This window comes from Luteibacter anthropi (assembly GCF_023699965.1).
Classification (GTDB): Bacteria; Pseudomonadota; Gammaproteobacteria; order Xanthomonadales; family Rhodanobacteraceae; genus Luteibacter; species Luteibacter anthropi.
Window position 1 is genome coordinate 1451448 of the sequence record NZ_CP077072.1, and the last position, 12888, is coordinate 1464335.

Consider the following 12888-nt stretch of genomic DNA (forward strand, 5'->3'; position numbering starts at 1 on the left):
GCCGGCGCCTTGTGGATAACCCGGTAGATATCCACAGACATACCGACAAGCGCGCTTGTGCTGCTACGCATGGCTTGTGGATAACAAAGCACATATCCACAGGTTGATCCCCTGCTCGAAAAGAGCCTTACCTCGAAAGGGGTAAGGCCATGCCCGCCACGACGTCCTCGAACGAACGATGGCCCCGCACGTGCTCGGCCCCCTCGTGATCGAACGCGATATGGCCGCTGTTGAGCGCCTGGTTCATTTCGACGAAGCCCCTGATCGCAGTTCGTGAGAACGGGTTCTGCGCCAATACGCCTTCCCATGCGTTTTCATCGAGTGCCACGGCCGTTACCGTCCGGCCCAGCGCGTGGCCCAATGCCCTGGCAATCTCATCCGGAGAGCGGGCTTGCGGACCTTCCAGGTTGATGATGCGAAGTCCTTCCCACGACTGCCGCAGCATGTCGCCGGCCACATCACCGATATCGGCCGTAGCAACCATGGGAAGCGCTTTATCCACAGGCGCCAGCAGACTGGGCAGCACACCCTCGCTGGCCGCCACGGCAAAGACCCGCTCCCAGTTCTCCATGAAGTAGGCGGCGCGCAGGAAGGCCACGGGGATGCCGAGCGTCGCCATGCCTTGCTCGGCCATGCGGTTGGTGGCGATCACGCCGACACCATCGCGATCCGCACCAATCGACGAAAGCAGGACGAGCTTCGGCAGACCAGCCCGACGGATCGCTTCCGTTACGGCATCCGTCGTCCTCTGCGCATGCTCGAAGAGGTCTTCGCGGTCGTAGCCCGGCGGCTTGACGAGGTACGCTGCGGTGGCTCCCGCAAAGGCAGCCGCCATGCCCTCCACGTCGGAGAAGTCGGTCACGACGACCTCCGCGCCGCGCTCCTGCCATTGCGCAGCCTTGCTGATATCCCTCAACACCACGCGTACCGGCTCGCCTTCTGCAAGAAGACGCAAGGCCACGACGCGGCCGGTACGACCGGTGACACCTGTGACGACGTACATGATTCACCTGACATGCATGCCCGGACCGGGCGACCCGCCTAGAATGGTGATCGCACACCCCCTCCCCAAATGCAGCAAAGACATAGCCGACATGCATCCGGTGGATATTGCTTCGCTCGATCTCAACCTGCTGAAGGTGCTGGACGCCTTGCTGAAGGAAGGCAGCGTCACGCGTGCCGGTGTACGACTGGGCCTCAGCCAGCCCGCCACCAGCCGTGCCCTGGCGCGGTTGCGCAAACTGCTCGGGGATCCCCTGCTGGTGCGCACACCGCAGGGACAGGAACTGACCCCATGCGCACTGTCACTCGCGGAGCCGCTGGAACGCTTGCTGGTAGAAGTCCGGCAGATCGTTGCGCCGGTACGCTTCGAGCCATGGACACTGGTAGGCCGCTTCACCATCGCCAGCATGGATCACCTGACGACGCTGGTCGTACCTGGCCTTTCGGCGCGCCTGCAAGAGCTTGCACCCAACGTGGATGTCGCCGTGCTTCCTGCCCGGGGCGACAACGTGGACCTCGTTACGCGCGGCGATGCCGATGTCGCCATAGGTCGTTTCGACGTCGATGCGCTACCCGCCAACATGCACTCGAAGCAGCTGTACGACGAACGGCTGGTGTGCGTGATCCGGCGTGATCATCCGATTCGTCAGGCACCATGGAATCTCCCGGCCTTCCTGTCGCTGGCTCATGTCGTGACGACCATCACGGGCGATGGCCCGGGCCTCGTCGATTCGGCGCTCGCATCGATGGGGCATTCCCGCCGTATCGCATTGCGTCTTCCCCAGTTCCTTACGGCCCCCCTGGTGGTGGCACAGGGCGACATGGTTGCGGTGATTCCCGAACGCCTGGCGTTGTACCTGTCGCGCCAGTTGCCGCTGGCCCTGCTTGAACTGCCCTTCGCACTGGCGCCTTTCCCGTTGTCCATGATCTGGCATGCGAGGACCCATCGCGACCCGCGGTCCGCGTGGTTACGCCAGCAGCTGATGGCCGTCGTAGCGGCGGTTCCGGTCGCGGAAACCCGAGGTATCGAACCGGACTGAATGTACGTCGTTGTGGATAACTGCATACCTATCCACAGGGAAGTCCACATGCATCGGCGTCGCGATGCACAGATGATTCTCAAACCTTGAGACTTACTTCCTGACCATGTAGCCGAAGCCACGAACGGTGCCGATGGCCTCTTGCCCGAGCTTGCGACGTAACGAGTGCACCAGCACTTCCAGCGCGTTGGAGCCCACGTCGGAATCGCAGCCATAGACCGAGCGTTCGATGACGTCGCGCTGCACGATGCGACCTGGCCGGCACATCAGCGCGCGCAATACGGCGAATTCCCTGCGGGTAAGCTCCACACGGCGCCCCTCCAGCGAGACTTCGAGCCGGCCGATATCCATGTGGATGGGGCCTGCCTGCATGCCGTTGTCGGCTTGTCCTTCGTGGCGTCGTGCAAGACAGCGGGCCCGTGCCGTGAGTTCGTCAAGGTCGAAGGGTGTGGCAAGGCAGTCGTCGGCACCGGCATCCAGGGCGTCGATACGCGCCCTGGCGCTGTCGCAGGCCACGATGACGAGGATCGGCGTGCGTACTCCGGCGCGCTTTGCATCACGCAGCAACCCGGTATCCACGGGCTCGGGCAACGCAATTACCACGAGATCCGCATCGGGCTGGCGCAGCGCTTCCAACGGACTGTTGCCCGCGTTGATCCACAGGACCGTACAGGCCATCTGTTCGAAGGCGCGCTTCATCGCCATGCCCTGGCGTGGATCTTCTTCGACGATGATGACGTACATGTGGCAACCGGCCCCTTTGGAGAACCCGATTGTGCCGTGAATCACGCCACTTCCGTTACACGACTTCGGCCAGCCCACTTATCCACAGGACCTACGAAGCCCCTGTAGGAGCGAACCTTGTCCGCGACCGCACAAGCGAAGGCAAACCAGGTAAAACACCCGATCCGACGAAGCGAGCGATCACCGCCCGCTCCATCAGCACAACGCTTCCTCCGCCATAGCCATCATGACGAGGTCACGCGCAGAGCGCGCTCCTGCCGTTACTTCGGGCCCAGGATGCTTTCGAGGCCGCCCGAGCGCGGCATGCCGCCGAACTTCGACAGCTTGCCGTCCGCACCCTGCTGCACGATGCCCGGCGTACCCTGGATATCCAGCGACATCATCAGCGCCAGGTTGCCGTCGAGCTGCTTCTGCACCTCGGGCGAAATGGTCTTCTCCGCCGCAATGCCGCCCTTGGAGAACGCTTTTTCGTTGCGGGTAAGGGCTTCGGCCGGATCCTTCGCACCGAGGATGGCCGCCGCCTTGGCCGGGCTGTCCTCGCGGATGATGCCCACGACCAGATAACGGATCTGCACCTTTCCGCTTTCCACCCACGGCCGCGCCGCTTCCCAGAACGCATGGCAGTAGGGGCAGTTCGGATCGGTGAAGACATAGACCACGCGCGGCGCGCTGGGCTTGCCGTCCAGCACCCACTTCGACTCGGACAGCTGCTTCATGATCTTCGCCGCACGCGGCTTGATCACCAGTTCGTCCATTTTCTTCGCATCGATCCGGCTGCCCTGGGCATCGACGCGCGTGCCGACGATGGCATTGCCGTCAGGCGTGACATAGACCGACATGGGCTCGTCGCCGACGATGCCTGCAAAACCCCGTACGCTGCTGCCCGCGTCGAACTCCTGGACGTCGGTGAGGCCTTGCGCCTGCAAGGCCTTGAGCACGGGTGGCGGGGTCTTGCCATCGGCCGCATGGGCTCCGGTCGAGACCATGATGGCCATGGCGAGGACGGCGCGGGGCCACAGGGGCAAACGGATCATGGGCATTCCTTCATCGGTTGTTCTTCAGGGACAGACCGATGTTCGCCGGTTTTCCTTACATGCGAAACCCATGGGGCGCCGAATCAGCTTTTGGCTGAGGGCCTAGCGCAGCCGCAGGCTGTAACGAACGAAGTCATCGGCGCTGACGAATTCGTCGTAAAGACGCCTTGCCGGATTGTCCTGGCGCGTGTGCCAGTAGAGGCGCGACCAGCCCTGTGACTTGCCTGACGTTACGAGGTCTTCGATGAGCTTTCGCCCGATGCCCTTGCCACGGCAGGACGGATCGACGAACAGGTCTTCGAGATAGCACACCGGTTCCACTACCCAGGTTCCCTCATGCAGGAGGCTGATGCTGAAGCCGACCACGGTGCCGTCCATGTCGGCCACGCGGCAGGTCAGCGCGGAATCCGTGCCGAGGATGCGCTGCCACGTTCTCGCTGTGACTTCCGGGGCAACGCTCGCTTCGTAGAACGCGTTGTAGCCGGCCCACAAGGCCAACCACGCAGCTTCGTCGGCGGTGTTGGCATCCCGGATGATGAGGTGATCGGACATGCGAAAGTTTTCCTGGAACTGCGTGGGGTATCAGGTCAGCGCAGGCAACGTGTCAGCAAGAAAGTCTACCAGCGCCCGCACAGAGGGCAGCATGTACCGCCGCGACGGAAAGACAAGGTGCAGCACCAGCTCCGGTGTGCTCCAGCCTTCGAGTACCTTGACGACGTCGCCACGATCCAGCGCTGCCTTGCAGGCTGCGTCGGGCAGCATGGCGATACCCAACCCGCGCATGGTGGCGTTGAGGACGGCTTCGCTATCCATGCAGGTAAGCACCGGCTGGTGGCGAACCATCGCCGACTGGCCCCTCGCATTGACCAGCATCCACTCCTGCCACTCGTCCCCTGCCCCGTAGACGAGGGTGCGCTCCTGGCGCAGGTCTTCCGGATGCGACAGCGCGGTATGTGGTTCGTAGTTTCTGCCTGCAACAAGGATGCGCCTGCTCACTCCGAGCCGCTTGGTAACAAGATCGGGCTCCATGTCGTCAGGACGATAGAGCCTTATCGCGACATCGATGGACTCTCCCTGGAGGTCGACGCGCCGGTCGGTGGTCACGACCACCAGGCGAACGTTCGGATAGGAGGCCATGAACGTCGGAAGGTGCGGAGCAAGATAGAGCCGCGTCGCCAGGGCGGGGCAACTCAGGCGGACCAGCCCGCCCGGACTGGCGCTCGCCACATCGACGACTTCCTGTGCGGCCAACGCCTGTTCGATCGAAGACTGGCTGTGCGCAAAGAACCGCGTACCCAGCTCGGTCAATGTCACCCGCCGCGTGGTCCGGTGAAGCAGGCGTGCACCAAGACGCTCTTCGAGCATGGCAACCCGGGCGCTGAGTCTCGACTTCGGAATATCCAGCACGCGAGCGGCCGCCGAAAATCCACCGTGCTCGGCCACCATCACGAAATAGTAGAGATCGTTGAGATCTTCGAGGATCGCCTGGGTCTTCACTGGATTGTCCGGTCAGGGGTAACGGCGCGTTCGACTATGGCGGCTATATGCCCGATTTTTCATGTTCTAGCCTGTAGGAACCTCCCACGCATGGTCAAGTTGGCCGGGAATGCTCCGTTCCCGAAGACGCTCATGACCTGATCGACGTGCCCCGGCTCCATAGGGGCTTTGTTCCCTGACGAAAAGAAAGCAGGAAATCCAGAATGAGAATCGGCATCCTCGGTACGGGCCGGCTGGGCTCGGCACTCGCCTTGCGCATGGTGCGCACGGGACATCAGGTGGTGCTCGCCAACCGGCGTGGACCGGAATCCCTTTCCCGCCTCATGGGCCAACTGGGCCCTGGTGCCCGCGCAGGTTCCGTCGCGGAGGTGGCTGCACAGGATGTGATCGTCCTGGCTGTCCGCTGGGAGGATGCCAGCGAGGCCATCGCCTCGCTCGGCTCGCTGAAGGGAAAAATAGTGATCGATACGACCAACCCCTACATGGAGAAAGACGGACATATTTCCCTCATCGATATCGGGGATAAGACTTCGAGCGAAGTCATCGCCGGCATGCTGCCCGGTGTCCATGTCGTCAAGGCCTTCAATACCTTGCTGGCGGATATGCTGGGTTCCAATCCGGGCAAGGGCGGTGGCCGCAGGGTGATTTTCTACTCCGGTGACGATCCCACCGCCAAGGCTACCGTGAAATCCATCATCGCCACCTCGGGGTGGGCACCTGTGGATCTGGGAGGTCTGGTACAGGGAGGACGACTGCAACAGGCAGGCGGATCGCTTGCTGGTCTCAATCTGGTGCAGTTCACTTAAGTGCGTCTGTCGTCATCGGCCCGGGACACCTGGCGCATCGCATCAACCGGAGTCGACGGAACGGTGCCGGTAGTTGCAACACACCACAAAGCCCGGGAGTCAGTTACCTGGCTCCCGAGCAAATGAGTCTACCGATCCGGTCTAGCCGAGCATTTCGCCCGCCAGCCCCGAAATCCGCAGAATGGTCTTCCAGACTGAAACAAGGATGTTCATCGTCATGCCAATACTTGCCTCGAGCTAAAGGTATTTCGTTTATTCACTGACAGGAACGGGTCAGGTGGCGTCCGGGGCAAGGTCGGTGCGCATCGGCCACGCGGGAAGCCTCCGCATGGTTCGTCAACGAATGCATTCGCACCGGTGATCACAGGAATGCGTCTTTGCCGGGTTCTGTCACGGAAGGTTCCCGATGAACGCGGACAGCGCCTGTCCGATGTCACGTGGCGAATCTTCCTGCAAGACATGCGATCCCTTCACTTTCACCTCTTTCTGGTTCGACCAGCTCCGGGCGTAGTCCAGCGCGGCGCCGGAAAGTGCTGCCCCCGGATCGCCGGCGATTAGTAGCTTCGGGATATCCGATCTCGCTATCCATTCGCTTGCGGAAGTCACGATATCCGCCACTTCTTCGGGCTCGCCATTGATGGGGAGCTCTCGTGGCCATGCGAGCATGGCTTCGCGCCTTTCCGGATCGCGATAGGGCATGCGATAGCCATTCATGGTCTCGTCGTCCATCTTTTCAATGACCGTATGCGGAAGGATGCCTTCAATGAAGAGGTTTTCCTCCATGATCATCTTCCTGCCAACCGGCGACCTCAGTGCCTGGAACATCTTTCGCATGCCATCCGGGAACTCGGACCAGCGCGATGGCCTGATGATCCCCTCCATATAGGCGAATCCCGCCACACGTGACCGGTACCGGCTCGCCCAGTACGAGGCCAGCGCCGTGCCCCAGTCGTGGGAGACGAGCACGATCTTATCGCCCAGGTTCATTTTCTCGAACCATGCATCCAGGTAACGAACATGGTCATGGAAACGGTAGCTGCCCGAAGGCGATAGTCCCGACAGGCCCATGCCGATCAGATCGGGGGCGAGGCAGCGCCCGTTTCCTTTTACATACGGGATGACATTCCGCCACACGTATGACCAGGTGGGATTGCCATGCAGGAAGACGATGGGCCGACCTTCACCCACATCGACATAGCTCATGCTGGAATCGAGTACAGGCACGCTACGGCGCTGATGCCGGTCGCCATGGGACTCAGGATCGGTGGAAAAGGAAGTCGAACGCGCGATTGACACGGTGAAGCCCTCACGATGAATGATTGATCCGGCGTCACGAGGCCGATCGTCGATACCTTAACGATCCAGGCCTTCTGGCCCGCTCGATCAGCGTTTGGACAGGCTATTCCGGTCGACGGACGCTATACAGCCGTCCGCTCCGGACGATCTGTTACCGCGATCCGGACAATCGGGATCTAGGCGACTGATTCGGCCGCGGCGAGGGTGAGTTGTTGCTGCATCCACCGCATTTCCGGATGCGGCATCAGGGCGGCGGGCGCCAGCATAGGGCACCTGAAAGCCCTTCAGCTTCCGATCCGTATGGCGTTGCTGGCATGGCATCCATGGTCATTGCTGAGGCGCGCCATATCCGCATCCGTGATGTGATTCGCGACTCGTTCCGCTGTCGTCATGCCTTGCCAGGTATCCAGTTGCAGGCAGTGTTTATCCGTGACGCCGAGAAATCCCTGGATGACGCGGGCGGCACCCGCCAGTCCTTGTGTCCGCGGATCTTTCAGGCGCAGGATTGGGGCACCCTTTCCTGGCGGCCCACCGGGAAGCCGATACGCGCGTGATGCAGCCATTCCTCCATCTGCCTGCAAGAGATTGCTCCCTGGAATAAAAGCGGGGGTACCTGGTGGCGAAGCCGGCGATTCATTGCTCGTTTCATGCATGGGCCGATCCGTTGCAGGGGGCGATCCTTGCAGCGCACTTTCCGCTATAGGGGACACCGGCACAGCCGCTGGCCTGGCTGGCGCGTCATGGTGCCGCGTTTCAGATGTCGATGAGATGGCTCTAGTGACCAGACGTGCAGTCTTCGGCACCGGCATCGGTGTGCGTACCACGGCTGTTGCTCTGTTTGCGTCGATAAAGCGCACTTCCAATGCCGATGACGTTTCCTGGTTCATATCGGATGGAGCATTCGGATGCCATGCAAGCAATGCGAGGACAGCTAGCAGGTGAAGCGACGAAATCACCCCCAGCGTGACGCCGCGACGCAGCCACCCGCGTTCGGATGAGCCATGTCCGGTCAGGTACTGCATCCGTGTACGTTGCATCCGTGGCCCCCGGCCCAGGTGATCGTCGCTTGCCCTGAACCGGAATGCCCCGGTTCCCTTGAGTCAGGATTCGACTTCCGGGACATCGATTGGTTCACCCCTTCCGGACTACTATCCGTTGGCCCCAGTCCGGTCCATCACCTCAAGGAGCCCGACGATGTCCATCACCATCACCGCCTTTGACCGGTCGCCCGACGGCGGCAAGGGACTTGCGCGCGATACGCGTGTGCGTTGGGCGCTGGAAGAGCTGGGACTGCCCTACGAGGTGCGCTTCGTATCGTTCAAGACGATGAAGGAGCCCGCACACCTGGCCCGCCATCCGTTCGGGCAGATTCCCACCTTCGAAGAAGGTGAGCTGGTGCTGTTCGAGACCGGATCGATCCTTCTCCATCTCGCCACGCATCATGCGGGCCTGCTGCCCGACGATGCCAATGCAAGGGCACGCGCCATTACCTGGCTGTTTGCCGCCCTCAGTACGGTGGAACCACCCATCCTCGAACTAAGCAATGCCAGGTTCGCCGAAGGCGACAAGCCTTGGACTGCCGAACGCATGCCACTGGTCAAGGAACGCATCGGCCAGCGGCTTCGCCAGCTTGCCATGTGGCTGGGTGATGCCGAATGGCTTGATGGTGCATTCAGCGCAGGCGACCTGATGATGATCTCGGTGATGCTGAGGCTGCGGCCATCGGGCATCCTGGATGAACATCCCTCCCTCGCAGCTTATGTCGCCCGGGGTGAGGCCAGGCCTGCCTACCGTCGGGCTTATGCGGCGCAATGGGCCGTCAACGCCGGGCCTGATGCGGGCTGCGCGTAGGAAGAGCGACTCCGCCGTAGCCATCATGGGTGCCATGCCGGCGTTTCGGGCATTCCCTTCGCAAGTTCATGCGCATTTACGGCATAAATAGAGCGACCGCTCACCGGGAAATACCCATTTCCACCCGGCACTGACCAGTGAACATGCCGAATCGGCGGCAACTTCACGGCTCTTTCATGGATCGCATGAATTATCGGGCCCACCAAAGCGCCGGGGCAGCCGGCTGCAAACGTTAAGACCCGCAACAGGTCGAGCGTCACGCTCAAGGGATCCGCACTTCTTCCGCATGCCATGGCCCGAAGCCGGCAGGCACCACCGTGCGACATGTCCTGAATCAGCGTCGGCAACGTCAGGCCTGCACGGATAAACACGGCACAACAGGAGTGCAAAGGCGGAAAAAGGGGCTATCTGTCAGATGCTATTCGAATTGTCGCTTGCGACGCGTTGCGTTGTATCGCCACTCGTCTTCATGCAGGCGACAAGTGTGAGGAGAACGTAGGAAGGCTATAGAGAGCCACGCAGTGAGTAGAGATCAATACTTCAATCACTCAAGGAGACAACACGTGCGAATTCAAGCAATCAAGGCGGCTGCCTGTACGATGTTCCTGATGTTTTCGGCCACTGCCATCGCGCAGGATGCCGGACAGGATGAGTCGCTGAACTTCTCCCATGGCGTCAGGAGCGTCACCCCTGCCCCGTCGATAGCACTTGCCGGTCCGTATACGCACTTCTGCCTGCAGAGCAAGCTCAAGGACACCGGCGGCACGTACAAGTGCAACTGGATGGAAAGCTTCGCCGCCGCCTGCGAAATCAAGGATTTCGTGGGAGAGATCTACAAGGGCGCCATCATCGATGGCCCCAAGGTCCTCGGTAACTGCCCCAACGGCAGCCCCGTCGTCATGGTGACCCACTACTGACGATGGAAGGATGGAACCTCCGGGCATGATCCCGGGGGTTCCATACTTCGGCAGCGCACGGATCAGATGGTCTTCAACAATGCCCCTGCCACTTCGTGCCGAAGTACCTTGCCCATGGCATTGCGCGGAATACGCTCGATGGTATGCAGGCGATCAGGTAGATGAAACGCACCGAGCTGGGTATTGAGCCAGGTCATTACCGACGCCAGGCCGTCTTCTCCTGCATCCGGAGCCAGCTTGATCGCTGCTACGACGAGTTGCCCACGCCTGTCGTCGGGTATCCCGACCACGGCGACATCGGCGACCAGTGCATGCTGAAGAAGCCTGTTTTCGACGGCCGTAGGTGAGATGTTGAAACCCTCGCGCAGGATCATGTCCTTGCTTCGCGAGACGAAATGAAGCATCCCGTCTTCGTCTTCGCGCATCTTGTCGCCCGTGGCCAGCCAGCCGTCGTCCGTGAGATGCGTCCTGACGACGCCCGGTGCCTCCCAGTAGCCCAGGCTCGTGTTAGGGCCGCGCATATGTACCTCGCCGATCACGCCTCGCGTCACGGTATTCCCGTCAGGGCCGACCAGACGGACGCGAAACGGCCTGGGCCGCATGACATCCCAGGTATCACCCAGGTCCATGCTACCGAGGCATTCGGTCATGCCATAGGTATTCCTTAAGCGCACGTTGAACGCACGCTCGAAATCGAGGGCCACTTCGGAGCGACAGGCATCGCCACCGATGCCGCATATCCGCAAGGAGCTGACATTGCGGGGGTTGCGCAGCTGCGCATCCACCATGACGGGACAGATGAAAGGCACCACGAACATCGCCTGCACGCCATGCTGTTCGACGGCATCCAGCACATGATCGATAGTGGGGCCTTCGGGCATGACCAGCGTGCAACCGGTAGACAGGCCCACGAAGAGAATCATCGTTCCGGACACATGGGCGATGGGGCTGTTGGCCATGAGGCGCATGCCCGGACCGGTTTCCCACTGTTCCATGGATTCAACAAGATGGTGAATCGCCCGCTGGTTATAGGTCACCAGTTTCGGTACACCCGTGGTACCCGACGTGGCGAGAAGCAAGCAGACCGCTTCCAGATCGGTAGAAAACACATCGGATGTCTGTTCAACCGAGAGACTCCTCCACGAGATGTCGCCCTCATTGTCGGACGTCACGATGCGACACGGAAGGCCGGCACCCGCGGATGCGATGGACGGCCCCATGTCGATATCGTGGAAGATCAGCGAGGGTGATAGACGATGGAAGAACTCACCCAGCTCGACGACGGTCAGCTCTTTCTTCAATGGAACGATGATTGCTCCGGCCAGCACGCTGGCGAGCATGAAAATCGCAGCATTCGGCGATGTCTTGGCCAGCGTCACGATCCGGTCGCCCTTGACGATGCCCGCCTTGCGCAGGCCGCGGGCAAGCTTCAGCACTTCGCTGGAGAGGCGTGAATACGTCCATGCTTCATCGCCGATGATGATGGCGATGGCATCGGGGTGGTTACGGGCGAAGTCGAGGAACGACCGCAAGGGTCCGGCGACCGGTGAATCGTCGATGGTGCTCATGTCACATGGCGTCCGGCAGGGGTAAGTGTGCCGTACTTGACCACGTGTGGAACGGGCTCTCTAGATCAAAATCCTTGGTTATTCATCCCTAGGACAATTCCATGAAACATGGATGTTTTCGTCATACGGACATGCCCCGGCAATGAAGCGCATTGCCAGACCTCAATGGTAGTTATGCATATGTGCGACGTTCACTGACCGGAACCCGGCGGAAAACAACCCTATCGACATGCCATGCTCAGAACAATTCGCCTTGAGGTGAATGAATACGCGGCGGCACGAATTGCGACGTATCCAACACCGTATCCCAGGCACGGTATAGACCGGCTTTTCTTGAAGCCACCTGCACTCGTTTCCGGATGATGTCCGCGAAGACGCCCTGCCCGCGCATCCGGGTAGCGAAGTTGCTGTCGTAATCCTTGCCGCCGTTCATCTGCTGGACGAGGCTGATGATATGTGCGGCGCGATCGGGGTAATGGATATCCAGCCATTCGCGAAACAGCTGCTTCAACTCATGCGGCAGACGAACGCACGTATAGCCAATCGAGTTGGCGCCGTTCGCCGCAGCGCGCTCGATGATCCCTTCCACGTCCTTCTCGTTCAATGCGGGAATGATGGGCGCGACGAGAACACCTACCGGCACGCCGGCATCGCGCAGGGTTTTCACGGCCTTCAGCCGGCTATGCGGCGCCGATGCGCGAGGCTCCAGTTTCGAGGCCAGCTTGTTATCCAGTGAGTTGATCGAGATGAACACCTGCACCAGGTTCCGCTCAGCCATCGACGCGAGGATATCGATATCGCGCTCGATCAACGCATTCTTGGTGACGATGGTGCAAGGGTGGTTGCACTCATTGAGCAACGCCAATGCTGCCCGGGTCAGCCGCCACCGCTTCTCGATGGGCTGGTATGGATCAGTATTGCTGCCGATGTTGATCGGCTTGCACACGTAGTTCTTCTTTGCCAGTTCGCCGCGAAGGATCTCGGCCAGATTGCTTTTGGCGAAGAGCTTGGTCTCGAAGTCCAGGCCGGCAGACAGGTTGAGATAACCGTGCGAGGGCCGGGCATAGCAATAAACGCACCAACATTTTATGACGATCTAGAAAGTGTTCAATTCTTTCGCGCTTGCACGGACC

At 60.9% G+C, this 12888-nt stretch carries 13 protein-coding genes; 5 read left to right on the forward strand and 8 right to left on the reverse strand.

Annotated features, from left to right (window positions below):
* Positions 1 to 127 precede the first annotated feature (127 nt).
* Entirely contained in the window at positions 128 to 1003 is an 876-nt protein-coding gene (locus tag KR767_RS06545) for an NmrA family NAD(P)-binding protein (protein WP_250878537.1), read from the reverse strand.
* A gap of 91 nt (positions 1004 to 1094) precedes the next feature.
* Here KR767_RS06545 and KR767_RS06550 point away from each other — a divergent pair, with 91 nt between their 5' ends.
* Entirely contained in the window at positions 1095 to 2042 is a 948-nt protein-coding gene (locus KR767_RS06550; RefSeq protein ID WP_250878538.1) for a LysR family transcriptional regulator, read from the forward strand.
* A 93-nt stretch (positions 2043 to 2135) separates the two neighbouring features.
* On the opposite strand, the gene KR767_RS06555 is transcribed toward KR767_RS06550, so the two are convergent.
* The 4 genes from KR767_RS06555 to KR767_RS06570 all read right to left on the reverse strand — a co-directional run bounded on the left by KR767_RS06555 (position 2136) and on the right by KR767_RS06570 (position 5317).
* Positions 2136 to 2786, reverse strand: coding sequence for a winged helix-turn-helix domain-containing protein (locus KR767_RS06555; RefSeq protein ID WP_250878539.1), 651 nt, complete (start codon positions 2784 to 2786; stop codon positions 2136 to 2138).
* A 260-nt stretch (positions 2787 to 3046) separates the two neighbouring features.
* Complete coding sequence (dsbG, locus tag KR767_RS06560) at positions 3047 to 3820, reverse strand: thiol:disulfide interchange protein DsbG (RefSeq protein WP_166945618.1); 774 nt, start codon at positions 3818 to 3820, stop codon at positions 3047 to 3049.
* A 102-nt stretch (positions 3821 to 3922) separates the two neighbouring features.
* On the reverse strand, positions 3923 to 4372 hold the full coding sequence (locus KR767_RS06565) for a GNAT family N-acetyltransferase (RefSeq protein ID WP_166945620.1): 450 nt from the start codon (positions 4370 to 4372) through the stop codon (positions 3923 to 3925).
* 30 nt (positions 4373 to 4402) lie between these two features.
* Positions 4403 to 5317: a LysR substrate-binding domain-containing protein gene (locus tag KR767_RS06570; protein WP_250878540.1), complete on the reverse strand. Its 915-nt coding sequence runs from the start codon at positions 5315 to 5317 to the stop codon at positions 4403 to 4405.
* A 203-nt stretch (positions 5318 to 5520) separates the two neighbouring features.
* Here KR767_RS06570 and KR767_RS06575 point away from each other — a divergent pair, with 203 nt between their 5' ends.
* Positions 5521 to 6123, forward strand: coding sequence for an NADPH-dependent F420 reductase (locus tag KR767_RS06575; RefSeq protein ID WP_250878541.1), 603 nt, complete (start codon positions 5521 to 5523; stop codon positions 6121 to 6123).
* Positions 6124 to 6513: 390 nt separating this feature from the next.
* Here KR767_RS06575 and KR767_RS06580 read toward each other — a convergent pair whose 3' ends face one another.
* Positions 6514 to 7326, reverse strand: a complete 813-nt coding sequence (locus tag KR767_RS06580; RefSeq protein ID WP_250878542.1) for a haloalkane dehalogenase — start codon at positions 7324 to 7326, stop codon at positions 6514 to 6516.
* 407 nt (positions 7327 to 7733) lie between these two features.
* Between KR767_RS06580 and KR767_RS06585 the strand changes: the two genes are divergently transcribed.
* From KR767_RS06585 to KR767_RS06595, 3 genes are all read left to right on the forward strand, one after another.
* Positions 7734 to 7973: a hypothetical protein gene (locus KR767_RS06585; protein WP_250878543.1), complete on the forward strand. Its 240-nt coding sequence runs from the start codon at positions 7734 to 7736 to the stop codon at positions 7971 to 7973.
* 640 nt (positions 7974 to 8613) lie between these two features.
* Positions 8614 to 9270, forward strand: a complete 657-nt coding sequence (locus tag KR767_RS06590; protein ID WP_250878544.1) for a glutathione S-transferase family protein — start codon at positions 8614 to 8616, stop codon at positions 9268 to 9270.
* A 563-nt stretch (positions 9271 to 9833) separates the two neighbouring features.
* Entirely contained in the window at positions 9834 to 10187 is a 354-nt protein-coding gene (locus KR767_RS06595; RefSeq protein ID WP_250878545.1) for a hypothetical protein, read from the forward strand.
* Positions 10188 to 10249: 62 nt separating this feature from the next.
* Here the strand turns inward: KR767_RS06595 and KR767_RS06600 are convergent, their stop codons facing one another.
* Positions 10250 to 11755 (reverse strand): class I adenylate-forming enzyme family protein, encoded by a 1506-nt coding sequence (locus tag KR767_RS06600; protein WP_250878546.1) that lies wholly within the window; start codon positions 11753 to 11755, stop codon positions 10250 to 10252.
* A 238-nt stretch (positions 11756 to 11993) separates the two neighbouring features.
* On the reverse strand, positions 11994 to 12851 hold the full coding sequence (locus tag KR767_RS06605) for a PA0069 family radical SAM protein (protein ID WP_345779900.1): 858 nt from the start codon (positions 12849 to 12851) through the stop codon (positions 11994 to 11996).
* Positions 12852 to 12888: the final 37 nt, after the last annotated feature.

Bases quoted from the DNA above. Each gene is read 5' to 3' on its own strand.
- KR767_RS06545 (WP_250878537.1), bottom strand. From the start codon at position 1,003: ATGTACGTCGTCACAGGTGTCACCGGTCGTACCGGCCGCGTCGTGGCC.
- KR767_RS06550 (WP_250878538.1), top strand. From the start codon at position 1,095: ATGCATCCGGTGGATATTGCTTCGCTCGATCTCAACCTGCTGAAGGTG.
- KR767_RS06555 (WP_250878539.1), bottom strand. From the start codon at position 2,786: ATGTACGTCATCATCGTCGAAGAAGATCCACGCCAGGGCATGGCGATG.
- dsbG (WP_166945618.1), bottom strand. From the start codon at position 3,820: ATGATCCGTTTGCCCCTGTGGCCCCGCGCCGTCCTCGCCATGGCCATC.
- KR767_RS06565 (WP_166945620.1), bottom strand. From the start codon at position 4,372: ATGTCCGATCACCTCATCATCCGGGATGCCAACACCGCCGACGAAGCT.
- KR767_RS06575 (WP_250878541.1), top strand. From the start codon at position 5,521: ATGAGAATCGGCATCCTCGGTACGGGCCGGCTGGGCTCGGCACTCGCC.
- KR767_RS06580 (WP_250878542.1), bottom strand. From the start codon at position 7,326: ATGAGCTATGTCGATGTGGGTGAAGGTCGGCCCATCGTCTTCCTGCAT.
- KR767_RS06585 (WP_250878543.1), top strand. From the start codon at position 7,734: ATGGCATCCATGGTCATTGCTGAGGCGCGCCATATCCGCATCCGTGAT.
- KR767_RS06590 (WP_250878544.1), top strand. From the start codon at position 8,614: ATGTCCATCACCATCACCGCCTTTGACCGGTCGCCCGACGGCGGCAAG.
- KR767_RS06600 (WP_250878546.1), bottom strand. From the start codon at position 11,755: ATGAGCACCATCGACGATTCACCGGTCGCCGGACCCTTGCGGTCGTTC.